The organism is Vibrio sp. 661 (assembly GCF_033339315.1).
Classification (GTDB): Bacteria; Pseudomonadota; Gammaproteobacteria; order Enterobacterales; family Vibrionaceae; genus Vibrio; species Vibrio alginolyticus.
The window spans coordinates 16,125-38,882 of record NZ_JAWOUJ010000017.1 but is presented as its reverse complement, the minus strand read 5'-3'; the positions used below and the strand labels follow the sequence as shown (position 1 = coordinate 38,882).

Sequence of the window (22,758 nt, the reverse complement as noted above, 5' to 3'; positions counted from 1 at the left end):
CTTTTTATTACCTAATTCAGTGCGGCCGTTCATCGTTTTACCAAGCCAAGAGTATGGCGTAGTAGCGGCTGCTTAAAAATAGAAAGGTTATCCATCGCTGCTAAGGCAGTATTTCGGCCAATTCGCATCGCGGGTAAATCATTTGAAAAAACATGCACCAAGGCACTGGTTAGCCAAATAGTTTCGCTTCGATCTGCTTCTCTACGTTGACTAAAGCGCATCAGGCCTTGATAAAGACCCACATCCTCACTTTGCTGCACAATTTCTTCTGCTAGTGAGACTACATCGCGAATACCGAGATTAAAGCCTTGTCCAGCTATCGGGTGCAGCGTTTGCGCCGCATTTCCAACAATCGCAAAGCGATGTGAAATATTTTGCTTTCGATGGCGAAGAAGCAATGGGTAACTTGCACGGCGACCCACTTTTTTCATCGCGCCTAAACGCCAACCAAAATCGTTCTGTAAACGCTGGAGAAATGCTTGATCAGATAACTCAAGAACGGCTTGGGCTTCTTCAGGGTGCAAACACCAAACTAAGGACATTCGATTGTCACTCATTGGCAATAAAGCAACAGGGCCATTTTCAGTAAAACGTTCAAAGGCTCTACCTTGATGAGGTTCTTGAGTCACAATATTGGCAATGACAGCCACTTGTTCAAAATCTTGCTCAGAAAGTTCTAGACCAATTTTCTGACAACAGGTCGAAACAGCACCATCTGCAGCTACCAACAGTTTTGCTTCAAGTTGCTCACCACTTTTCAACGTCACATGGGTACAGTTTTGCTCGCGCTCGATATCGGTAACGGAGTCAGGACAAAACAGCGTAATTGATTCGCTGCTGTCTAATAATTCTTGATATACACGCCCAACATCGGCTAATTCTACAACATACCCTAGAGCTTCAACCCCAACCTCTTGCTTGGTAATCTCCGTCATCCCAGCATGAGAACGGTCAGAAACGTGGATATGTTCAATGGGGGTGACAAACGGTTCTACTGACGTCCAGAGCTGTAGTTGACGCAACAGATTGACAGTACCGTAAGACAATGCGATTGAGCGAGAGTCAAAACCAGGGTGCATATCTGATTGTGCTTTAAAAGGCTCAACGACTGCAATGCGGAGCTTTCCCTGAGACAAATGGTCAATCGCCAATGCTAACGTTGCACCAGCCATGGCACCACCAGCAATGACTACATCATATTGCTTCATACTAACCTCTGGACAGTCTACGATTAGTGAATAGTAGGTTTTTTGTCGCTGCTTTCAGGACGAACACCAAATTCAGCATGAATTGTTAGTACGCAAGCTTTGATGTGCTCAATCACTTGCTCTAGCAATTGCGCTTGTTCACCAAGATCGTCATCTTCATCGATGCCTAATTTGGCAATCTCTTCTAAGTCAGCCAGTGCTTCTTTAGCGTCATCAGATGCTTTATTAAGAGCAACGCCTGCTAGACCTAACCCAGAAATAAAGTGGTTTACAAAGTCGGACACACTGTCGGCTAATGCGAATAAGCCTTCTTCGCCCGGCTCATCTGGCAATAATAAAGACAGCTCCATCGACGTGCCAGTTAGTTCATTGACAGTAACAGTGAATACGCTTTGAGCAAAAGCTAGCGCGGTAGAAGGCCAACCCATACCATCATTGGTGTAGTCAAACAGAATAGGCTGCCAAGTTTGATCATTAATCGCCAATCCACCACTTAACATGCCGACAAATAAGCCATGTAACTCCGCCGGTGTTACTGCTAGGCTTGCAGATTGCAGTTCAGCAGCAATAGATTGGTATTCAGGAAGGGTGATTTCACTCATAACTTGGCTCATTCTTGCGTAATAATGTATTGGTATATCCTACCATCAAGGTTAGTGGTCTGAAACGGCTATCAAATTCAATTTTGGACAGCATTTGTTCAATTTGCCCAATTCCTGTGTGATCTCGTCATCATTTCTCTTTCTGTGATGGGAAATGCTTGAATCTTAATAGCGGTTTTCCTATAGTTTGCTCCTCGGTAGTTGTATGAAGCAACACCTTAGATAGCGCGAATATAGAGTTTATTCATCATGAGCAATCAAGCGATCGACGTTGAAATATTAGGCAAACTTACACGAGTGAATTGTCCGACAGGACAAGAAGAGTCTCTTGTTGCAGCGGCAAAAGATCTGGATCGCCGATTGAAAGAAATGAGCGAACGTACTAAGGTAACCAATGAAATCCAACTGCTGACCTTTGCTGCATTGAATATTTGCTATGAGTTGCACACCAAGTCATACGAATCCAATGGTCAACAGCAAGAAATTACTGAGCGAATGGAAAAGCTCACCGCGTCTTTAGAGAACGCACTAAGCAAAGTTACGCAAGGACAGCAGTAAATACAAAATTTACCCTGGGGTGTGCGTCAGCAGGATTTAAGTCCCTGAGCCGATAAGCAATACCTAAGGGTTAGTATTTGGTAACTATTGAGCAAGCTCGGCATGCACCGAGAAGCCTACGGTTGTCATTGCTGATCCGCCTTGAACCAGCTGGTTCAAGGGCCACAATCCTCAACGGCACCCTGGGGTATTCTCTCTATGTCAGACCTCTCTCGACAAGACTTCCGCAAACTGATTCGTGAAAAGCGCAACGCTCTGTGCTGTGATACACAATACCAAGCGGGAATCGACCTTATTACTCAATTTTCCCAACTTCCTGAAATCGATCAGGCGCAACATATTGCCATCTACCTTTCTGCAGACGGTGAGCTTGATACTAAACCGCTCATTGAATGGTTATGGCAACAGGGAAAATCGGTTTATCTGCCCGTCATCCATCCCTTTTCTAAAGGTCAGTTACTGTTTCTTCAGTATATAAGTGATGAACAGCTCGTCTACAACAAGTACGGCATCTTAGAGCCCAAGCTCGATATCAGACACCTCAAACCCGTTCGCCAGCTTGATTTAATCTGCACGCCTTTAGTTGGGTTCGACAGTATCGGACACCGCTTAGGCATGGGCGGGGGGTACTACGATCGTACTCTGTCACGTTGGTTTATAACTGGAGAGGGAGCTAAACCTGTCGGTATCGCTCATGACTGCCAACATGTAGAACGCTTACCAATTGAAAGCTGGGACATTCCATTACCTAAGATCGTGACCCCAAGCCAAATATGGCAATGGGAAAGTGACAAGTAAGCCGCTATAATCACGCCCGCAAACGTTAACGAACATCTATTCAGGAGATTGGCATGACTCAAGATGAAATGAAAAAAGCGGCTGGTTGGGCAGCACTAAAATATGTTGAGAAAGGCAGCATTGTCGGTGTTGGTACTGGCTCTACCGTGAATCACTTCATCGATGCACTAGGCACTATCAAAGATGATATTAAAGGTGCAGTGTCTAGCTCTGTCGCTTCAACTGAGCGCCTTAAAGAGCTTGGTATTGAAGTATACGAGTGTAACGATGTAATGAAGCTGGATGTGTATGTTGATGGCGCAGATGAGATCAACCCAGCACGTGAAATGATCAAAGGCGGCGGCGCGGCTCTGACTCGTGAGAAAATTGTCGCAGCAATCTCTGATAAGTTCGTATGTATCGTTGACGGCACTAAAGCAGTTGACGTACTTGGCCAGTTCCCATTGCCTGTTGAAGTAATCCCAATGGCACGCTCTTACGTGGCTCGTGAATTGGTAAAACTAGGTGGTGACCCAGCTTACCGTGAAGGCGTTGTGACTGACAACGGCAACGTGATTCTGGATGTGCACAATATGCAAATTACCAACCCGAAAGAAATGGAAGACAAAATAAACGGCATCGCTGGTGTCGTGACTGTGGGTCTTTTCGCTCATCGTGGTGCAGACGTAGTGATCACTGGCACACCAGAAGGTGCAAAAATTGAAGAATAAATAACAGCCCAAAATGAACCTATCTGGTTCACTTTTCTGTTATTTCATTACATACGGTGCTGCAAGGCACCGTTTTTTATTCCTTTCTATAAGAAAATTATCTCTTATTCCGTAATTTTCTTACCCAAAGCAATTTTTTTTTGTTACTTTATTGAACAGAAGACGCACAGGGAAACGTTTGTCTTCCTACAAAACTGTTAATTATCCCCTTTTTAATAGTTTTGCCCAATGTGCGCCACATTAGCCCACCTTTCCATTTTAAGGACGAGAAAAAATGGCCAAAGTTTCACTGGAAAAAGAAAAGATTAAGATCCTCTTGTTAGAGGGACTCCACCCTTCTTCAGTTGAAGTTCTTCAAGCAGCTGGTTATACCAACATTGAATACCATAAAGGTTCCCTTCCGGAAGAAGAACTAATTGAAGCGGTAAAAGACGTGCACTTCATTGGTATCCGCTCCCGTACGAACCTATCCGAAGAGGTAATCAATGCGGCGAACAAGCTGGTTGCAATTGGCTGTTTTTGTATTGGTACTAACCAAGTAAACCTAGATGCAGCAGCAAAACGCGGTATTCCTGTCTTTAATGCACCATTCTCTAACACTCGAAGCGTGGCAGAGCTTGTACTTGGGCAAATCCTTTTACTAGTGCGTGGTATTCCTGAAAAGAATGCACTTGCACATCGCGGTATTTGGAAGAAAAGTGCAGACAACTCTTACGAAGCTCGTGGTAAGTGCCTTGGCATTATCGGATACGGTCACATTGGTACGCAGCTTGGTATTATTGCCGAAAACTTAGGTATGCGCGTTTACTACTACGATATTGAGAACAAACTGTCCCTTGGTAATGCGACGCAAGTACATACCATGAGTGAACTATTGAACAAATGTGATGTGATTTCTTTGCACGTTCCCGAAACACCGGAAACGAAAAACATGATGGGTGAAGCTGAATTTGCTCGAATGAAACCAGGTTCCATCTTTATCAACGCGGCACGTGGCACCGTTGTGGATATTCCTGCACTTTGCCATAGCTTAGAAGCTGGTCACCTTGCCGGCGCTGCAATTGATGTATTCCCAACTGAACCAAAAACAAATGCTGACCCGTTCGAGTCTCCTTTACAAAAATTCGATAACGTCATTCTCACTCCACACGTTGGTGGTTCAACGCAAGAAGCACAAGAGAATATCGGCTTAGAAGTGGCGGGCAAACTGGCTAAGTACTCTGATAACGGCTCGACACTTTCAAGCGTAAACTTCCCTGAAGTGTCATTGCCAGAACACAGTGGAGAGTGCTCTCGTCTGCTTCATATCCACAAGAACCGTCCTGGTATTCTAACTCAGATCAACACCATCTTTGCTGAAGAAGGCATTAACATTGCCGCGCAGTACCTACAAACAGCCGCTGAAATAGGCTACGTAGTGATCGACGTTGAAACTGAACGAGCAGAAGAAGCTCTAACAAAGCTCAAAAACATTGAAGGCACAATCCGTGCTCGTATCCTTCACTAAACAGTGAAACAGAAACGACAAAGGCAGGGGTTATGACTCCCTGCCTTTTGCTTTTTACTGTTTGCTAAGCCTTACTTTAGCTTATAAATGACATCGACTTGATCGCGAATGATCATAGTTGAATCTTGGTAGCTATTCGCTCCTTCTTTACTATCCATCGCCATTGAACGCATTAACACAGGCTGAACGTGCATCTGTCTGTAATTGATCTGCCATACATCGCCCAACTTTTTCTCAAAACCAGTCGCTAATGACCCTGCTTTTTCTCTTGCGTCCTTAATCGCCGCCATTCGTGCCTTTTGCTGATACTCGGCTTGGTTGCTTACCTTAAGTTGAATATTATCAACCTGATTAATTCCCGCTTCTAACGCCATATCTAGGTATTGGTTAAGGTTTTTCAGATCCGTCACCGTGACATCAATACTGCGAGATGCTCGATACCCAACAAGTTCTGCTTTTCCTGATTTAGGGTAATGGTACTGAGGAGCAAGGTATAAATTCGAGCTAGTAATATTGTCTTTTGACAAGCCGGCATCCGATAAGCTTTTTAGAAACTCTTCAACGGTTTTATCTACGGACAATTTCGCTTGTTCGGCCGTCATTGTCGTATCGACTACTTTTACAGAAAACGTAGCCATATCAGGTGTGGCCGTCACTTCGCCATACCCCGTTGTCGTAACATGAGCAAACTCTGGCGTATTCGCCAAAACTGAAGCACTGGTAAGGCTGAGTGCTGAAGCCAGCAAAAATGAATACAATTTCATTCAATAAATCCATCCATACAAAATTAAGTACTTAATCTCAGATTCCAACATCACTATCATGGCTGAGAAAGCGTGTGGTTTCATAATAGAAACTTCCGCCGATTATCCAAGCACCCATAGTGACTTCTAACACAACTTTGACTATGTAACATTGGCGTAATTTTTAAACAAAACACACTTAAGTTAACGATATGCAGCTCTGACAAACTTATTGAGGTAGATGCTCCTGCGCATACCCGACTATCGCGTGTGAGATTTCTTGTAATACCCCAGTTTCTAACTGCCAGTGGTGCCAATAAATCCGATGGGACATTAAAAAACCTGGAGTCACATCAACCAACACACCTCTGTCTAATTCGTCGGTAATTTGCAAGCGGGGGATCAAGCAATAAGCAACACCAGCTAACGCCACTTTTAGAAACGCTTCAGAACTACTGATGTTGTGATGAATAACGCTGTCAGGATTGACGTTAAAATGCTCGGTAAGAAATGTTTTATGTAGATCATCATATTGGTCATATGAAACGGCCGGTGCTTTTGCCAATGTCTGATTATTTACGCCTTTAGAAAAATAACGCTGATAGAACTCTGGGCTCGCGACACAAACATAATCGATGCGACCTAAATAGTCTGCTCTGCATCCGGGGATTGGCTGGGGCTCCAAGCTGATCGCTCCTGTCACTTCGCCACTTTTGAGTTTTTCAATAGAGCGGTATTCACCATAGATAGTCAGTTTTAGTTCAACTTGACGCTGCTTCATAACATTTTTCAGCGCTGACAGTAGCCATGTTGCAAGGCTATCTGCATTAGTCGCTAAAGAGAGTTGCACAGGTCGCGTACTGGTATCATTTTTTAGTTCGGGGAGAATTTCATGCTCTAGCAAGCGTACTCGCCGATAAAGACCCAACAATTTTTTACCAATTGGCGTTGGCTTAGGTGGCTGGCTTCGAATTAAAACAGGCTGCGCGAGAAACTTCTCTAACTGCTTGATACGTTGAGAAATGGCGGATTGAGAAACAAATAAATGCTCGGCAGCACGCTCAAAGCTACCCTGATAAACTATAGCGTCTAATGCCTCAATCCATTTGTAATCTAACCCTCGCATACCTTTCCTCTCACTCTTGATCAAACGCCTCCCGTTAAATTAGTCTATCTAATGTAAGATTAAAATCATTAATTATACTTATTTAGATAAACGCTTTATCTTTCCCTTTTCTGTAAATGTATTTGTTATTTTGAAGTGAGGTGAAGTGTGAGCTTGTGGGTTCTATTGCAAGGTTTTGGTTTAGGAGCATCAATGATCATTCCGATCGGCGCGCAAAATGCGTATGTTTTGAATCAAGGCATAAAGCGTAACCACCACCTAACAACCGCCACTATTTGTAGCGTGCTAGATATGATTTTCATCTCTCTAGGTATTTTTGGTGGTGGTGCAATTCTGTCTCAAAATGAAATCTTACTGACGTCGGTGACACTTGGTGGTATTGCTTTCTTGAGCTTCTATGGACTGCTCTCACTAAAAAGTGCTTTTAAGCCAGAGAGTGAATCGGAATCAAAAGGGGAGATCGTAGCTCGAGGTCGTCGAACGGTTATTCTAGGTGCGTTAGCCGTTACTGTGCTTAATCCGCACTTATATTTAGATACAGTCGTTATTCTAGGTTCGATCGGTGGACAATTTGAAGGCCATGATCGCATTGCTTTTGCACTAGGTACGATTATGGCTTCCTTTGTTTGGTTCTACACTTTATCGATAGGAGCCGCCAAACTAGGTCCAACACTCTCTAAACCAAAAGTGAAAAAAACCATCGACATTGCAATCGCAATGATGATGTTCACAATAGCGTATATCTTAGCGAGTGAGCTTATTGATAAGTATTGGTAATCATAAGGTAGTAAGGCAGCAAAGACATGGAGTCACTAAAACGTATTTATAACAACAATAGAGAGCGATTCAACGCGCTCTCTATTCCTTTTCGGGAATGGCAGCACGAAGCCATCTTAGACTTTGAGACAGATATACGTATTGCGAGAGAGCTTGGTTGGACGGGTACGCATACCAAAAGCCTCTTTTTAACACTCAAAGGACAAGGTTACGCGGTTTATCTGACAGATAAGGACTCGCGCCTCGATGCCAAGCAGATTAAAGCGATTACAGGTAAACGTCCCTCTATTTGTAATGACGATGAAATGGTCGAAGTGTTAGGTTGCGTACCCGGCGCGGTTTGCCCAATAGGCTTACCGGAATACATCACTATCATTGTTGATACCAATCTCTATCAACATCAAGAGTTGCTCTATACGCCTGGCTTACCTGAGTTCACATTTGGATTTGCAGGTAAACATCTAAAACGCCTCTTACTTGCTGGTCATCACACCCTTTACGAAATATAAAAAAGCGAGGCCTATTGGCCTCGCTTTTGAATATCGACTGCTTTTGATTAAGCGTCGACTTTGTTCAGGTGAACATCCATTTGTGGGAATGGAATCTCGATACCATTTTCATCCAATGCTTCTTTAATACCTTGCATTGCATCAAAGTATACGCCCCAGTAATCTGCAGTTTTCACCCATGGACGAACCACAAAGTTAACTGAAGAGTCTGCTAACGTAAGTACACCAATTGTGATATCTGGGTCTTTCAAGATACGTGGATCTTTCTCTAGCGTCTCACGAATCACTTTCTTGGTTAGTTTAAGGTCTGCTTTGTATGAAACACCAATCACTAGGTCGACACGTCGTGTCGCATGGCGAGAGTAGTTAGTAATGGCACCGCCGATAACTGAAGAGTTAGGCACAACAACCATTTTGTTGTCTGGTGTTTTTAGAACTGTTTGGAAGATTTGAATTGCTTCAACACTACCCGCTACACCACCGATTTCTACGTAGTCGCCTGATTTGAATGGACGGAACGCAACAATAAGTACGCCTGCTGCAAAGTTTGATAGTGAACCTTGTAGTGCAAGACCAACAGCAAGACCTGCCGCACCAATCACAGCAACAACAGAAGCGGTTTGAACTCCTAATCGACCAAGAGCCGCGATTAGCACGATTACAAATAGCAAGTAACGAACAAGACCGTGAATAAATTCAACGACGGCCTTATCCATGTTTTTCTTTTCTAGTACTTTAGAAACACTACCAGCGACTGCCTTAACGATAAGATTACCGATAAACAGAATAAGCACCGCAGAGATAATGTTCACACCGTACTGAACCAGTAGATCTGAATTGTTTGTCAGCCAAGTTTCAGCCTGAGTTAGACCATCCGTTAAAGTGGTATCGATACCCACCGATTCACCTGCCATAATTCTTATCCTCAAAATAAAGAGATATAAATCCAATTGCCGTTAATTTATGAACCTTGTTTTTTAAAGGCTCTTTTCTAAAACAACATCCCTATTGCTCCACTGAACAGTGTCAGATTTTTGGCACAATATCCCAACTCTGACTTTTTTCAAAGTCAGAGTTTCGCAAAGATATGCAAAACAAGACTTTATCAGAGCTTTCTGACACTGACTTGTTACAGGTTACGCAATGCACTCTGATTTCGCCACTCTTAAGACTGATATTCCCATGCTTTCTTTAAAAAAAACGTTAAAGGTGAGATATCTCACTAGCAAATACAACCTAACGCATAAAAATATCGGGAGAAAGCAGAGGGGAAGAAAATGATAGATATAAAAAAACCCGCTCAAAGAGCGGGTTTTTAAGTAACTTAATCAGTAACGATTATAGTACGTCAACTGCGTTAAGGTCAGCAAATGCTTGCTCTAGACGAGTAACCATTGAAGCTTGGCCTGCACGTAGCCATACGCGTGGATCGTAGTACTTCTTGTTTGGTGCATCTTCACCAGTTGGGTTACCGATCTGACCTTGTAGGTAATCGTGGTTTTCAGCTTCGAACTTACGGATACCATCCCAAGTAGCCCACTGTGTATCAGTATCGATGTTCATTTTGATCACACCGTAGCCGATAGATTCACGGATTTCTTCTAGAGAAGAACCTGAACCGCCGTGGAATACGAAGTTTAGAGAGTTCGCTGGAAGACCGAATTTCTCAGAAACGTGCGCTTGAGAATCACGTAGGATAGTTGGAGTTAGTACAACGTTACCTGGCTTGTATACGCCGTGTACGTTACCGAAAGATGCTGCGATAGTGAAACGGTGGCTGATTGCGCTTAGTTTCTCGTATGCGTATGCAACGTCTTCTGGAGAAGTGTATAGTTCAGACGCATCCATATCAGAGTTGTCAACACCGTCTTCTTCACCACCAGTACAACCTAGTTCGATTTCTAGAGTCATGTTCATTTTAGCCATGCGCTCTAGGTACTTAGCAGAAATTTCGATGTTCTCTTCTAGAGACTCTTCAGAAAGGTCGATCATGTGAGAAGAGAACAGTGGCTTACCAGTTTGCGCGAAGTACTCTTCACCAGCGTCTAGTAGACCGTCGATCCAAGGAAGTAGTTTCTTAGCTGCGTGGTCAGTGTGTAGGATTACTGGAACACCGTAAGCTTCAGCTACAGCGTGAACGTATTTCGCACCAGCAACAGCACCTAGGATTTGAGCTTCTTGACCTTCAAGTTTTAGACCTTTACCAGCAAAGAAAGCAGCGCCACCGTTAGAGAACTGAACGATAACTGGAGCTTTAACTTTTGCAGCTGCTTCAAGTACTGCGTTTACAGAGTCAGTACCCACACAGTTTACTGCTGGAAGTGCAAAGCTGTTTTCTTTTGCAACTTCAAATACTTTCTGAACGTCATCGCCAGAGATAACACCTGGTTTTACGAAGTCGAAGATCTTAGACATGGATGTAATCCTATTTATCTGTCGTTTTTAAACAAAACTTGTTAAGTTGAAAATCTTGCAAACGTTTGCTCACAACTGAGGCTATTCTAGCAGAGTTCCTCACACGTTGCAGCAAACAAGAAAGCGGGAGAATCACTCCCCCGCTTTGCTTTAATTACTTAGCGCGTGCTTCTAGCATTTCTACTGCTGGAAGAACTTTACCTTCTACGAACTCAAGGAAAGCGCCGCCGCCAGTAGAGATGTAAGATACATCCGCTTTGATACCGAACTTGTCGATAGCCGCTAGCGTGTCACCACCACCAGCAACAGAGAAGCCTTCAGAAGCTGCGATAGCTTCAGAGATACCTTTAGTACCTGCTTCGAAGTTCTTGAATTCGAATACGCCTACTGGACCGTTCCATAGGATAGTCTTAGCGTTTTTAAGGATTTCAGCTAGTTCAGCAGTTGAATCTGGACCAAGGTCGAAGATCATGTCGTCGTCTTGTACTTCAGAAACGTGCTTGATTTCAGCTTCTGCGTTCTCGTCAAATGCTTTCGCACATGCAACGTCAGTTGCTACTGGAATTGCACACTCGTCCATTAGCTTCTTAGCTGTTTCAACTAGGTCTGCTTCGTATAGAGACTTACCAACGTTGTGGCCAGCAGCTGCGATGAATGTGTTAGCAATACCACCACCAACAACGAGTTGGTCAGCGATTTTAGATAGAGACTCAAGAACAGTTAGCTTAGTAGAAACTTTTGAACCACCTACGATAGCAACCATTGGACGAGCTGGCTTGTCCATTGCTTTGCCTAGCGCTTCTAGTTCGTTTGCTAGTAGAGGACCAGCACATGCTACGTCTGCGTGCATGCCAACGCCGTGAGTAGATGCTTGAGCACGGTGAGCCGTACCGAATGCGTCCATTACGAATACGTCACATAGTGCTGCATATTTCTTAGATAGCTCTTCGTCGTTTTTCTTTTCGCCTTTGTTGAAGCGAACGTTTTCAAGAACAACAAGTTCACCCGCATTTAGCTCTAGGCCATCTAGGTAGTCTTTTGCTAGCTTCACTTCGCAATCTAGTGCGTCGTTTAGGTAGTTAACAACTGGTTGTAGAGAGAACTCTTCAGCGTATTCACCTTCAGTTGGGCGACCTAGGTGAGACGTAACCATTACTTTAGCGCCTGCTTCTAGGCAGTGCTTAATAGTTGGAAGAGATGCGATGATACGTGCATCCGAAGTTACTTTACCGTCTTTTACTGGCACGTTTAGGTCAGCACGGATAAATACACGTTTACCTGCAAGATCCAGGTCAGTCATCTTGATTACAGACATGATGTGTCCTCTCAAATATTTAATAATTAAAGTTTTTGAAAACTCGGCAACCCTGCCAAGCCTGTTAATTCTTCAAACTGGTTATAGATATGGAGATATTATGGATTTATTTCAAGGCTTGAAATAAAAATTCTCCATCACTTCTTCGTCATTACTGTTCCACTTGCGAAGAAGCTTGCATTGCTAAGGCAGTATCCAGCATCCGGTTAGCAAAGCCCCATTCGTTGTCGCACCAAACGAGCATTTTTACGAGTTGCCCGTTACTCACTCTAGTCTGGCTTCCATCCACAATCGCACTATGGGGGTCGTGGTTAAAGTCGATGGAAACGAGTGGCGATTCAGTATAGTCAACAATGTTACGTAATGTACACTGAGATGCGTTAACAATGGTTTGATTTACGTCATTAACTTTCACATTTGTACTAATTGTGACACTTAAATCCATTGCAGTGACGTTAACCGTTGGAACACGAACAGAAATTGCTTCGAATTTGTTGGAAAATTTCGGGAAGATTCTTTCAATCCCCTTATGCAACTTAGTGTCCACCGGAATAATAGATTGGCTTGCAGCGCGGGTACGGCGTAAGTCGTTATGATACGCATCAATTACTTGTTGATCGTTCATGGACGAATGAATTGTGGTAATGGTGCCAGACTCTATGCCGAAGGCTTCGTCTAATACTTTAATGATGGGAACGATACAGTTGGTGGTGCAAGAGCCATTGGAGACAACACGGTGCTCGTCTTTCAGAGTTTCGTGGTTCACGCCATAGATAATCGTATTATCTAGGTCGTTTGCGCCCGGGTGCGAAAACAGTACTTTCTTAGCGCCAGCTTCTATATGCGCTTGCCCATCCGCTTGCGAACCAAATACGCCAGTGCAATCCAAGACGATATCAACTTCTAAATCACGCCAAGGAAGTAATTCGATTTCGGAGAGGTGGAGAATGCGAATGGAATCATATTCACCGCTGTCATGATGAACATGCAAATGTTCTTGGTCATGGGAAATTTTTTTACCAAAGCGACCATGACTGGTGTCATATTGCAGTAGGTGTGCCATCGCCTCTGGCTGAGCTAGTTCGTTAACCACCACAACCTTGATCTGCTGGTGTTTTCCACTTTCATACACCGCTCGCAGAACATTACGACCTATACGTCCAAATCCATTGATCGCAACCTTTAGCATTTATCCTTCGCCCTACCAAAAATTTCGTGTCACAGATACTACCTGATCAGGCTGACAAACGCACCTGTTGAATCACAGTAAAGCAGGATTAAAAAAGGTCGAGACTATGCTCGACCTTATTACAACGATAGATAATTAAAATGCGACGTCTAAACCTAACCAGTAGCGACGACCATCTTCAATATATCCGTATTCTTCGTAACTGATTTCCTCGTCTAGCAAGTTATAGATAGCGCCTTTAATACGAGTATTGTCGGTTAACTGGTATGTCACACCGGCGTCCACAAAGGTATAAGCTGGTTCTACAATACTGTTTCTTGATGGGCCAGTAACCGGATCCATTTCTTTACCTCGGTACGTGACTTTCGCCCAGCTCTCTAGATCTGTTGTCGTTTGCCAAGTCACATCCACATTAAACAGATGCTTTGGTAACTGCTGCAGCGGCATGCCTTTGTATTCACCTGTTTTTTGCTCTGAGTCGGTAAATGTGTAGCTCGAGCTAAGGTAAATGGTTTCCGTTAACGGCGATGCTAAGGTCGCTTCAATACCTTGTGTGACCGCTTCATCCACGTTAATACGGTACGTTGGATCTGCGCCCCATTGGTTTGGGCCATCAGTACAGATAGTGTCTGGACAAACAACACGTGTGATCTTGTCTTTGAATTCGTTATGGAACGCAGTCAAAGAGACATCTAAGCCAGAATCACCTTGATACAAGACGCTGATTTCTTTGTTTAGCGACGTTTCAGGGTCAAGATCTGGGTTACCGTAGATATTACCGCCACCACTGACTTGCGCCCAGCCAGGAGTAATTTCACGTAATTGTGGAGAACGGAAACCTGTTGCCACGCCGCCTTTCACCGTCCAAGACGGATCAACTCGCCATACACCGTAAACACGCGGACTAAAATGCGCGCCATAGTTTTCGTCATGATCTAGACGGCCGCCAAGCGTAACGCTAAACGGATCAGCAATTCTCCATTCATCTTCAATGAAAACAGCCCACTGCGTATTCGATGTTTCAGTCTTCGATGACGCTTTGTTGGAGGTGAAATCCTCAAGCTCTGCATGAGTAGCGTCCACACCCGTCGTCAACGTATGGTTTCCAATACCAGTCACCAAGCTCGATTTGAACGTGGTGTTGGTGATCGTCATCTCACGAGATTTGTTCTCGCTCTCTTCTCGCTGTAAGTAAGTATCTGAAATTCCCACCGAATCCCAATCACCGTTGTGGCTTACCGTTACGTAATTACGACGATATTCATTCAGTGAATCTTCACACCCACCACGACACCCTGTGGTCGGCACTGAAAGGCCCACATTGCCACGACGACTTTGTGCCGACGTGCCGCCCTCTAATTGCACCGAGTGGCGATCATTAATCTGGTAAGTCAGTTTTGAAGAGATACTCTGCATATCTTTATCTTCATAACCGTATTCGATGTCATCTTCTTCTCTGGTTGTGTACTGACCATATACTTGGAGAGATAAATTTTCAGCCAACGGACCATTAACGAAAAAGTTCGCGCTCTGCTCTCCCCCTGAGCGACTATTCTCTTGTAGTACCGTGCCCAGTTGAACATTACCCGTCCACTCTAGCGCATCTTTTCGTGTGATGACGTTAATCACACCACCAATCGCATCAGAACCGTAAAGCGTCGACATTGGGCCACGAATAACTTCGATTCGCTCAATCGCTTGAAGAGGAGGTAACCAACCTTGTTCGATACCAGGGCCGTCACTATTTGGACGAGTTTCACGCGTACTTTGACGTTTACCATCGACCAGTATCAAAGTGTATTTAGAACCCATACCACGGATACTAATGTCGGTGGTATCACCACCACCTGTCACGACAACACCTGGCACACTTTTTAGTGCATCAGTCACATCGCGGTAATAACGGGAGTCCAACTCCTCACGTGAAATCACACTAATACTTGCAGGCGCGTCCGCTTGAGATTGCTCATAACTTGATGCAGTTACAACCACTGTTTCCATTTTAGAAACTGCATCATTGGCAAAAACATGAGGGACACTGACGAAGGCTAAAATACCAGTTGCGGTAATAACTGGCAGTCTAAGAGTAGACATCTACATCTCCATAATTGATAATGATTATTATTTTCGAAAGTGAATTATTCACAAATAGAATGAGATGCATAGTGAGAGTTATGGAACGGTTCTTTCCATTTATGGAACTCGTACATAACGCAGTAAGGAGTAAAAGAAATATGCACGACTTAGCATCAATTAGAGCCTTTGATGCGCTCAATCAGCATAAAAGTTTGACAGCCGCTGCTAAAGCCCTTAATCAGCCAAAATCAACGCTAAGTCGTCGCTTGGCACAATTAGAAGAAGACTTCGGTCAGGCTCTAACCGCCAGACAAGGTAATCGATTAGTTCTGACAAGAGCTGGAGAAATCTTTGCCCACTACAGCCGCCAGATTCTTGAGTTAAGCGAAGAGAGTTATGATGCACTGCAAGGTTTAACGAACCAAGTTTCAGGGCCACTGCATATTGTCTGTCATACTGCCTTAGTTAGAAGCTGGCTCGGCGGCGTACTCAATCGTTTTCTTGCTGATAATCCCGATGTTAGAGTTCAACTTACCAGTGACTTTTCTGAGGCGCATCATGACCCAGATTTGTTCATCTGGCTCGGTGAACGTAAAGAGCTAGACTGGCGAAAAGAAGTGCTGGGGGTATTTCGCTATACGCCTTTTGCCTCTCCAAATTATCTAAAACAACATGGGCCTATACCGCACCCCAAAGAACTTGAAGCACATCCATGGATCGATTTTGGTTCAGTGCAAGAAAATGGATTGATGCTAGCACACCCTCAACACGGTGAGTTCTTTTTAGAACCCTTTGTTAGTCGCTTATACAGCGACAACATAGCAATGCAAATAGACAGTATCGCGAATGGTCATGGTATTGGACTGCTGCCGACTTGGACAGCATACGGCTATGAGAAACATCACCCAGGGCGAATCACACCTTGCTTAGAAGGTTGGCTTTCTGAGCCTATTTCCATTAACTGCTATACACCAGCAGGACGACCACCACTGCGCTTATCCGTACTTTTAGACTGCATTCACCAAAGCATTCCACAAGGTTGGAAAACCTGACAAAAATAAAAAGGCCATCATAATGATGGCCTTTCTAACTTTAGCGTTTAACAATCGTCGTTTACGTTCGACTGTTTAGACGGTCCTGCAATTACGCTAGCAATTCTTTAGCTGTGTTCACTACGTTTTCAGTCGTGAAGCCAAACATCTCGAATAGCTGACCAGCAGGTGCTGATTCACCGAATGTTGTCATACCGATGATGCGACCGTCGAAGCCTACGTACTTGTACCAGAAATCCGCAATGCCCGCTTCAATAGCGATACGTGCCGTTACGTCTGATGGCAGTACAGATTCACGGTAAGCAGCGTCTTGTTTGTCGAATGCGTCTGTTGATGGCATTGAAACAACGCGTACTTTCTTGCCTTCTGAAGTTAGTTGCTCAGCGGCTTTCACTGCAAGCTCAACCTCAGAACCTGTTGCGATAAGGATTAGCTCAGGCTTACCTTCGCTATCTTTCAGGATGTAAGCACCTTTCGCGATGTCTGCGACTTGTTCAGCAGTACGCTCTTGTTGCGCTAGGTTTTGACGAGAGAAGATAAGTGCAGTTGGTGCATCTTTACGTTCAATCGCTAGTTTCCATGCAACTGCAGACTCAACTTGGTCACATGGGCGCCATGTGCTCATGTTTGGAGTTACACGTAGAGACGCCATTTGCTCAACAGGTTGGTGAGTTGGGCCATCTTCGCCAAGACCGATCGAATCATGCGTGTAAACTTGGATGTTCTGAATTTTCATCAGCGCAGCCATACGCATTGCGTTACGAGCGTATTCCATGAACATTAGGAATGTTGCGCCGTAAGGAACGAAACCACCGTGCAATGCGATACCGTTGATGATAGCAGTCATACCGAATTCGCGTACACCGTAGTGGATGTAGTTGCCAGAGAAGTCCTCCGTTTCTAGAGACTTAGAACCAGACCACATGGTCAGGTTAGAAGGCGCTAGGTCAGCAGAACCACCCATAAACTCAGGAAGCATTTGACCAAACGCTTCTAGTGCATTTTGCGATGCTTTACGTGATGCAATGTTCGCTGGGTTTGCTTGAAGATCGGCAATGATTTGGTTCGCTTTTTCTTCCCACTGTGCAGGAAGTTCGCCGTTTAGACGTCGTTTAAGCTCTGCCGCTTCAGCAGGGTAAGCTGCAGCGTATGCCTCGAATTTTTCATTCCAAGCTGCTTCTTTCGCGGCGCCCGCTTCTTTTGCATCCCACTCAGCGTAAACATCTGCCGGGATCTCAAATGGGCCGTACTCCCAACCTAGGTATTCACGAGCCGCTTGGATCTCATCGTGACCTAGTGGTGCACCGTGACAGTCGTGCGAACCAGACTTGTTAGGAGAACCGAAACCGATAATTGTTTTGGTACAGATAAGCGTAGGACGTGGGTCCGCTTTTGCTGCTTCAATTGCTGCGTTGATCGCGTCTGAGTCGTGACCATCGACTGCTGGGATTACATGCCAGCCGTACGCTTCAAAACGCTTAGGTGTATCGTCAGAGAACCAGCCTTCAACGTGACCGTCGATAGAAATGCCGTTGTCATCCCAAAACGCGATCAGTTTGCCTAGACCTAACGTCCCAGCAAGAGAGCATGCTTCATGCGAGATGCCTTCCATTAGACAGCCGTCACCCATGAACACATACGTAAAGTGGTCAACGATATCGTGACCTTCTTTGTTGAACTGTGCCGCTAGTGCTTTCTCTGCGATCGCCATACCAACAGCGTTAGTGATGCCTTGACCTAGAGGACCCGTTGTTGTCTCGATACCAGGCGCGTAGCCGTACTCTGGGTGACCTGGGGTTTTTGAGTGCAATTGACGGAAGTTTTTCAGATCGTCAATAGATAGCTCGTAACCGCTTAAGTGCAGTAGAGAGTAAATAAGCATTGACCCATGACCGTTTGACAGCACAAAGCGATCGCGGTCGGCCCACTCTGGGTTTGAAGGGTTATGGTTTAGGTGAGAGCGCCAAAGAACTTCAGCGATATCAGCCATACCCATTGGTGCGCCTGGGTGGCCTGAGTTAGCTTGTTGAACACCATCCATGCTTAGAGCACGAATTGCATTGGCAAGATGTTTACGAGACGACATGTCTGCTCCTGAGTACATTAAGCGAAACGAAAAGTAGGTCATAATTCTCTCAAAGCCCTGTTGGGTGTGCAAACGTTTTCCAGTCCAAAACCTCACAAATATTGCACCTTTCGCGCCAAATCGTTCGAAGTTCTTAAAATTATCAATAAATCAGGCAAACGTTTGGTTATAACAAAAACCAAAAAAGAGCTTGTAATTCGAGCAATCAAATTTAGAATAGACGTCTAGATGTAGATACACCTACAAAAATTAGTATTAATTTGCGCTGGAGAGTTTATCATTCCCCAGTTTTAAACCAGATATAGTGGAGCTAACATGGCTAAGCACCTGTTTACTTCTGAGTCAGTATCAGAAGGTCATCCAGATAAAATTGCAGACCAGATTTCTGATGCGGTTCTTGACGCGATTCTAGAGCAAGATCCAAAGGCTCGTGTTGCATGTGAGACTTACGTTAAAACCGGTATGGTAATGGTGGGTGGTGAAATCACGACTTCAGCATGGGTAGACATCGAAGAGTTAACTCGTGAAACCGTTCGTGAAATCGGCTACGTACATTCAGATATGGGCTTTGACGCAGATTCTTGTGCGGTACTAAACACAATCGGTAAACAGTCGCCAGATATCAACCAAGGTGTTGATAAAGCTGACCCTAAAGAACAAGGTGCAGGCGACCAAGGCATCATGTTTGGTTACGCTTGTAACGAAACTGAAGTACTAATGCCAGCGCCAATTACTTACTCTCACCGTCTTGTTCAAAAGCAAGCAGAAGTTCGTAAAAACGGCACACTACCTTGGTTGCGTCCTGATGCAAAATCTCAGGTAACATTCCAATACGATCAAGGTAACATCGTTGGTATCGACGCGGTTGTTCTTTCAACTCAACACTGTGACTCAATCTCAACTTCAGACCTGCGTGAAGCGGTAATGGAAGAGATCATTAAGCCAGTGCTACCTTCTGAGTGGATCAACAAAGAAACAAACTTCTTCATTAACCCAACCGGTCGCTTCGTAATCGGTGGTCCTATGGGTGACTGTGGCCTAACTGGTCGTAAGATCATCGTAGATACCTACGGCGGCGCAGCTCGTCACGGTGGCGGTGCGTTTTCTGGTAAAGATCCATCAAAAGTTGACCGTAGTGCAGCATACGCAGCACGCTACGTAGCGAAAAACATCGTAGCGGCAGGCATGGCTGACCGTTGTGAGATCCAACTTTCTTACGCAATCGGTGTTGCTGATCCAACGTCTATCATGGTGGAAACGTTCGGTACTGAGAAAGTATCTCACGACATCATCATTGAAGCGGTTCGTCAATTCTTCGACCTACGTCCATACGGTCTACAAGAAATGCTTAACCTTCTTCAACCTATCTACAAGAAGACAGCGGCTTACGGTCACTTCGGTCGTGAAGAATTCCCGTGGGAAGCGACAGACAAAGCTGCACTTCTACGCGATTTCGCTGGCATCAAATAATCAAGCCAAGCAAGAATCAATCAAGCCCTCGCCTATGGCGGGGGCTTTTTATTTTCAGCAACTTTTATCCAGCCATTTCGGCTCATACCGCCCTGCCCCACAAAGCAGTCCTATTTCTCCCTCATTTTTATACCGAATAAATTTTAAGCAATTATTTGTAAATTATCCCATCTCCGCCAATAGTTAAAATATTGTTAACTCCAATTTAAATAGAGACGTCGGATGCTGGCGACTGTGGAAGCAACACTTAAGTAAAGACATGAGTCGGCATCTTTATGGCCGATACCAAACTAAGCCAATGCTCAGATGTAAACTTGAAAAAGTCGCTTCAAGTTTGACTGAACAAAAACCGCTGTCAGTTGGTATAAGCGGATAATGTGGGAATAAATCAAGGAGGAGTTATGCCTCGAACTGTTAATCCATCGGACTTCCACAACAAGCGAAAGGAAGTGCCAGACAACGAATACGCCAGAACCATACCGTGCAATACGGTCAATCTTTCTGCACCTTTTCATTGGCTCGCATTAGGTCTGCATGATTTCGTGCGAATGCCGCTTATTAGTGCTTTCTATGGCATCTGTTTTATGGCAGCTGCGATAGGCATTGTTTTGCTCGTACAGTGGCAAGGCACACACTTAGTCGTCATGCCCAGTTTGATTGTTTACATGTTAATTGGTCCGTTTCTCGCGCTGGGCTTATATGATGCCAGTTGGGAGAGAGAGCGCGGACACAAAGCAAGCTTGTTCCATTCAATGAAAGCGATCGGTCGTAACTCAACATCTCAATGGGCGTTCGCCGTGTTACTCGCAGTGTGTATGATATTTTGGATGCGCATTGCCGCTCTACTTCATGCACTCTACCCTTCTGTTCAAGGGGCACCTTTAAGTGAGTTCCTACCCTTCCTTGTCATCGGCTCTTTAGTTGGCTTTGTTTTGGCTTGTGTGGTGTTTAGCATTTCAGCCTTTTCTATTCCGCTCATGATGGAGCGTCGCGTAGACATGATGACCGCTGTATTTACCAGCTTTAATGCCGTGAAATGCAACATTCCAGCAATGATTGTTTGGGCAGCGATCATCTGCGGCGGTATTCTTATCGGCTTTGCGACCTACGGGATCGGAATGTTGTTTACCATGCCAATTCTAGGCTACGGTACATGGCACGCTTACCATGCCACCATCAAGAAAAAACACACACCATAATTAACTGATGCTATGATCTAGCCCTCGCAAATGCGGGGGCTTTTTTATTTGATTTATCGAGGTGAATTGTGGATATAGAACTCAGCTATAAAGCCAAGCAAGTGATGGCGGGCTGTATCGCGATGGCGGAACAAGCTTTCAAACGTTCTTTCCCGATTCCAACAATCACCTTCGACGTCCGTGGGAAAGCGGCAGGAAAAGCCTACCTTCAATTAAATCAAGTACGCCTAAACCCTGTTTTATTTCGCGAAAACACCCAAGCATTCTTAGATGAAGTCATTCCTCATGAAGTAGCACACCTGATTACTTATCAGGTTTACGGGCGAGTTAGGCCTCACGGTAAAGAATGGAAAGGCGTCATGGAAGCCGTATTTAACGTACCAGCCAAAACCACTCACAGCTTTGAAGTAAAATCCGTTCAAGGTAAAACCTTTGAGTATCGTTGTGGTTGTATGACCTACCCTCTATCGATTCGCCGTCATAATAAGGTGCTGCGCAAAGAGGCGACGTACTCTTGTCAAAAATGCCGCCAACCACTTAACTTCACCGGTATTCAATTATCGTAGCCCTTACCTCATAGTGTTACTTGCGTTCCCAAAATAAAGATCGAGTTGATCAAAACCTTCCCTTCGCCAACTATTGTTAACTTACTCATCACTAAAGCTATTTTATGCGTGTTATCATGAATAAAGTCATACTTTATAAAGACTTTTATCATGAAATACTTACTCTCTCTGTTGCTTATCGCGCTTTCTAGCACTGCGATTGCCGCGCCACCGAGCTCATTCTCTGCTGCCAAACGTGAGGCGGTCAAAATTTATCAAGACCATCCAACAAGCTTCTACTGTGGCTGTAACATTCAATGGCAAGGCAAGAAAGGCTTACCCGATTTAGCCTCTTGCGGTTACCAAGTCCGTAAACAAGAAAAACGGGCTGCACGAATCGAATGGGAGCACGTTGTTCCTGCGTGGCAATTTGGCCACCAGCGTCAATGCTGGCAAGATGGCGGACGTAAAAACTGTAAGAAAAAAGACAAAACTTTTCGTTTGATGGAAGCAGACTTGCACAACCTAACTCCTGCTATTGGTGAAGTAAACGGTGACCGTTCGAACTACAACTTCAGCCAATGGAACGGTATGGATGGCGTGAGTTATGGTCGCTGTGAGATGCAAGTGAACTTTAAGCAGCGTAAAGTCATGCCACCAGACCGTGCGCGTGGCTCAATTGCTCGTACCTATCTATACATGAGCAAAGAGTACGGTTTCAAACTGTCGAAGCAGCAAACGCAATTAATGAGTGCTTGGAACAAAACCTATCCTGTCGATAAATGGGAATGTGAGCGTGACGAGCGCATTGCAAAAGTACAGGGCAATCACAACCCATTTGTTCAAGAAGCCTGCCGCGCACTGTAACCTCCG

General features: G+C 44.6%; 21 protein-coding genes and 1 other RNA gene. 12 read left to right on the top strand and 10 right to left on the bottom strand.

The window, feature by feature from the left end:
- Window positions 1-29 precede the first annotated feature (29 nt).
- Entirely contained in the window at window positions 30-1,208 is a 1,179-nt protein-coding gene (gene ubiH / locus R7P69_RS20655) for a 2-octaprenyl-6-methoxyphenyl hydroxylase (protein WP_005380974.1), read from the bottom strand.
- A 23-nt stretch (window positions 1,209-1,231) separates the two neighbouring features.
- A complete protein-coding gene (locus R7P69_RS20650; protein WP_033907447.1) occupies window positions 1,232-1,810 on the bottom strand; it encodes a YecA family protein in 579 nt (192 codons plus the stop codon).
- Window positions 1,811-2,059: 249 nt separating this feature from the next.
- Here R7P69_RS20650 and R7P69_RS20645 point away from each other — a divergent pair, with 249 nt between their 5' ends.
- From R7P69_RS20645 to serA, 5 genes are all read left to right on the top strand, one after another.
- Window positions 2,060-2,368 (top strand): cell division protein ZapA, encoded by a 309-nt coding sequence (locus R7P69_RS20645; protein ID WP_005384553.1) that lies wholly within the window; start codon window positions 2,060-2,062, stop codon window positions 2,366-2,368.
- An 8-nt stretch (window positions 2,369-2,376) separates the two neighbouring features.
- A non-coding RNA gene (gene ssrS, locus R7P69_RS20640) (6S RNA) lies at window positions 2,377-2,561 on the top strand.
- 5 nt (window positions 2,562-2,566) lie between these two features.
- Window positions 2,567-3,166, top strand: coding sequence for a 5-formyltetrahydrofolate cyclo-ligase (locus R7P69_RS20635; RefSeq protein ID WP_213916170.1), 600 nt, complete (start codon window positions 2,567-2,569; stop codon window positions 3,164-3,166).
- A gap of 53 nt (window positions 3,167-3,219) precedes the next feature.
- Complete coding sequence (rpiA, locus tag R7P69_RS20630; protein ID WP_005380982.1) at window positions 3,220-3,876, top strand: ribose-5-phosphate isomerase RpiA; 657 nt, start codon at window positions 3,220-3,222, stop codon at window positions 3,874-3,876.
- A gap of 274 nt (window positions 3,877-4,150) precedes the next feature.
- Window positions 4,151-5,383 carry a phosphoglycerate dehydrogenase gene (serA, locus tag R7P69_RS20625; RefSeq protein WP_017821632.1) on the top strand — a complete coding sequence of 411 codons (1,233 nt, stop codon included), beginning with the start codon at window positions 4,151-4,153 and terminating at the stop codon, window positions 5,381-5,383.
- A gap of 71 nt (window positions 5,384-5,454) precedes the next feature.
- Here serA and R7P69_RS20620 read toward each other — a convergent pair whose 3' ends face one another.
- Both R7P69_RS20620 and R7P69_RS20615 read right to left on the bottom strand, forming a co-directional pair.
- Entirely contained in the window at window positions 5,455-6,147 is a 693-nt protein-coding gene (locus R7P69_RS20620) for an oxidative stress defense protein (RefSeq protein WP_005384550.1), read from the bottom strand.
- 208 nt (window positions 6,148-6,355) lie between these two features.
- On the bottom strand, window positions 6,356-7,252 hold the full coding sequence (locus R7P69_RS20615; RefSeq protein ID WP_238952119.1) for a LysR family transcriptional regulator ArgP: 897 nt from the start codon (window positions 7,250-7,252) through the stop codon (window positions 6,356-6,358).
- 147 nt (window positions 7,253-7,399) lie between these two features.
- Here R7P69_RS20615 and R7P69_RS20610 point away from each other — a divergent pair, with 147 nt between their 5' ends.
- Both R7P69_RS20610 and R7P69_RS20605 read left to right on the top strand, forming a co-directional pair.
- Window positions 7,400-8,029 (top strand): LysE/ArgO family amino acid transporter, encoded by a 630-nt coding sequence (locus tag R7P69_RS20610; protein ID WP_025998531.1) that lies wholly within the window; start codon window positions 7,400-7,402, stop codon window positions 8,027-8,029.
- A gap of 26 nt (window positions 8,030-8,055) precedes the next feature.
- Window positions 8,056-8,538, top strand: a complete 483-nt coding sequence (locus R7P69_RS20605) for a YbaK/EbsC family protein (protein ID WP_005380994.1) — start codon at window positions 8,056-8,058, stop codon at window positions 8,536-8,538.
- A gap of 47 nt (window positions 8,539-8,585) precedes the next feature.
- Here R7P69_RS20605 and mscS read toward each other — a convergent pair whose 3' ends face one another.
- The 5 genes from mscS to R7P69_RS20580 form a co-directional block, all read right to left on the bottom strand.
- Window positions 8,586-9,452, bottom strand: coding sequence for a small-conductance mechanosensitive channel MscS (mscS, locus tag R7P69_RS20600; protein WP_005384548.1), 867 nt, complete (start codon window positions 9,450-9,452; stop codon window positions 8,586-8,588).
- 424 nt (window positions 9,453-9,876) lie between these two features.
- Window positions 9,877-10,953 carry a class II fructose-bisphosphate aldolase gene (gene fbaA, locus R7P69_RS20595; protein ID WP_005380996.1) on the bottom strand — a complete coding sequence of 359 codons (1,077 nt, stop codon included), beginning with the start codon at window positions 10,951-10,953 and terminating at the stop codon, window positions 9,877-9,879.
- Window positions 10,954-11,107: 154 nt separating this feature from the next.
- Window positions 11,108-12,268, bottom strand: coding sequence for a phosphoglycerate kinase (locus R7P69_RS20590; RefSeq protein ID WP_005384547.1), 1,161 nt, complete (start codon window positions 12,266-12,268; stop codon window positions 11,108-11,110).
- 151 nt (window positions 12,269-12,419) lie between these two features.
- A complete protein-coding gene (gene epd / locus R7P69_RS20585) occupies window positions 12,420-13,457 on the bottom strand; it encodes an erythrose-4-phosphate dehydrogenase (protein WP_053306782.1) in 1,038 nt (345 codons plus the stop codon).
- A gap of 135 nt (window positions 13,458-13,592) precedes the next feature.
- On the bottom strand, window positions 13,593-15,551 hold the full coding sequence (locus R7P69_RS20580; RefSeq protein WP_053306783.1) for a ligand-gated channel protein: 1,959 nt from the start codon (window positions 15,549-15,551) through the stop codon (window positions 13,593-13,595).
- A 140-nt stretch (window positions 15,552-15,691) separates the two neighbouring features.
- On the opposite strand from R7P69_RS20580, the gene R7P69_RS20575 reads away from it, so the two are divergent.
- Window positions 15,692-16,585 (top strand): LysR family transcriptional regulator, encoded by an 894-nt coding sequence (locus tag R7P69_RS20575; protein WP_053306784.1) that lies wholly within the window; start codon window positions 15,692-15,694, stop codon window positions 16,583-16,585.
- A gap of 91 nt (window positions 16,586-16,676) precedes the next feature.
- Here R7P69_RS20575 and tkt read toward each other — a convergent pair whose 3' ends face one another.
- Entirely contained in the window at window positions 16,677-18,671 is a 1,995-nt protein-coding gene (gene tkt / locus R7P69_RS20570; RefSeq protein ID WP_005381028.1) for a transketolase, read from the bottom strand.
- 315 nt (window positions 18,672-18,986) lie between these two features.
- On the opposite strand from tkt, the gene metK reads away from it, so the two are divergent.
- From metK to endA, 4 genes are all read left to right on the top strand, one after another.
- Window positions 18,987-20,141, top strand: coding sequence for a methionine adenosyltransferase (gene metK, locus R7P69_RS20565; protein WP_005381027.1), 1,155 nt, complete (start codon window positions 18,987-18,989; stop codon window positions 20,139-20,141).
- A gap of 401 nt (window positions 20,142-20,542) precedes the next feature.
- Window positions 20,543-21,340 (top strand): DUF2189 domain-containing protein, encoded by a 798-nt coding sequence (locus R7P69_RS20560; protein ID WP_053306785.1) that lies wholly within the window; start codon window positions 20,543-20,545, stop codon window positions 21,338-21,340.
- 68 nt (window positions 21,341-21,408) lie between these two features.
- Window positions 21,409-21,906 carry a SprT family zinc-dependent metalloprotease gene (locus R7P69_RS20555; protein ID WP_005381025.1) on the top strand — a complete coding sequence of 166 codons (498 nt, stop codon included), beginning with the start codon at window positions 21,409-21,411 and terminating at the stop codon, window positions 21,904-21,906.
- 150 nt (window positions 21,907-22,056) lie between these two features.
- Window positions 22,057-22,752 (top strand): deoxyribonuclease I, encoded by a 696-nt coding sequence (endA, locus tag R7P69_RS20550; protein ID WP_053306786.1) that lies wholly within the window; start codon window positions 22,057-22,059, stop codon window positions 22,750-22,752.
- Window positions 22,753-22,758: the final 6 nt, after the last annotated feature.

What these genes read in the sequence shown, in the direction of transcription:
- ubiH (WP_005380974.1), bottom strand. Translation starts at nt 1,208, where the DNA reads ATGAAGCAATATGATGTAGTCATTGCTGGTGGTGCCATGGCTGGTGCA.
- R7P69_RS20650 (WP_033907447.1), bottom strand. Translation starts at nt 1,810, where the DNA reads ATGAGTGAAATCACCCTTCCTGAATACCAATCTATTGCTGCTGAACTG.
- R7P69_RS20645 (WP_005384553.1), top strand. Translation starts at nt 2,060, where the DNA reads ATGAGCAATCAAGCGATCGACGTTGAAATATTAGGCAAACTTACACGA.
- R7P69_RS20635 (WP_213916170.1), top strand. Translation starts at nt 2,567, where the DNA reads ATGTCAGACCTCTCTCGACAAGACTTCCGCAAACTGATTCGTGAAAAG.
- rpiA (WP_005380982.1), top strand. Translation starts at nt 3,220, where the DNA reads ATGACTCAAGATGAAATGAAAAAAGCGGCTGGTTGGGCAGCACTAAAA.
- serA (WP_017821632.1), top strand. Translation starts at nt 4,151, where the DNA reads ATGGCCAAAGTTTCACTGGAAAAAGAAAAGATTAAGATCCTCTTGTTA.
- R7P69_RS20620 (WP_005384550.1), bottom strand. Translation starts at nt 6,147, where the DNA reads ATGAAATTGTATTCATTTTTGCTGGCTTCAGCACTCAGCCTTACCAGT.
- R7P69_RS20615 (WP_238952119.1), bottom strand. Translation starts at nt 7,252, where the DNA reads ATGCGAGGGTTAGATTACAAATGGATTGAGGCATTAGACGCTATAGTT.
- R7P69_RS20605 (WP_005380994.1), top strand. Translation starts at nt 8,056, where the DNA reads ATGGAGTCACTAAAACGTATTTATAACAACAATAGAGAGCGATTCAAC.
- mscS (WP_005384548.1), bottom strand. Translation starts at nt 9,452, where the DNA reads ATGGCAGGTGAATCGGTGGGTATCGATACCACTTTAACGGATGGTCTA.
- fbaA (WP_005380996.1), bottom strand. Translation starts at nt 10,953, where the DNA reads ATGTCTAAGATCTTCGACTTCGTAAAACCAGGTGTTATCTCTGGCGAT.
- R7P69_RS20590 (WP_005384547.1), bottom strand. Translation starts at nt 12,268, where the DNA reads ATGTCTGTAATCAAGATGACTGACCTGGATCTTGCAGGTAAACGTGTA.
- epd (WP_053306782.1), bottom strand. Translation starts at nt 13,457, where the DNA reads ATGCTAAAGGTTGCGATCAATGGATTTGGACGTATAGGTCGTAATGTT.
- R7P69_RS20580 (WP_053306783.1), bottom strand. Translation starts at nt 15,551, where the DNA reads ATGTCTACTCTTAGACTGCCAGTTATTACCGCAACTGGTATTTTAGCC.
- R7P69_RS20575 (WP_053306784.1), top strand. Translation starts at nt 15,692, where the DNA reads ATGCACGACTTAGCATCAATTAGAGCCTTTGATGCGCTCAATCAGCAT.
- tkt (WP_005381028.1), bottom strand. Translation starts at nt 18,671, where the DNA reads ATGTCGTCTCGTAAACATCTTGCCAATGCAATTCGTGCTCTAAGCATG.
- metK (WP_005381027.1), top strand. Translation starts at nt 18,987, where the DNA reads ATGGCTAAGCACCTGTTTACTTCTGAGTCAGTATCAGAAGGTCATCCA.
- R7P69_RS20560 (WP_053306785.1), top strand. Translation starts at nt 20,543, where the DNA reads ATGCCTCGAACTGTTAATCCATCGGACTTCCACAACAAGCGAAAGGAA.
- endA (WP_053306786.1), top strand. Translation starts at nt 22,057, where the DNA reads ATGAAATACTTACTCTCTCTGTTGCTTATCGCGCTTTCTAGCACTGCG.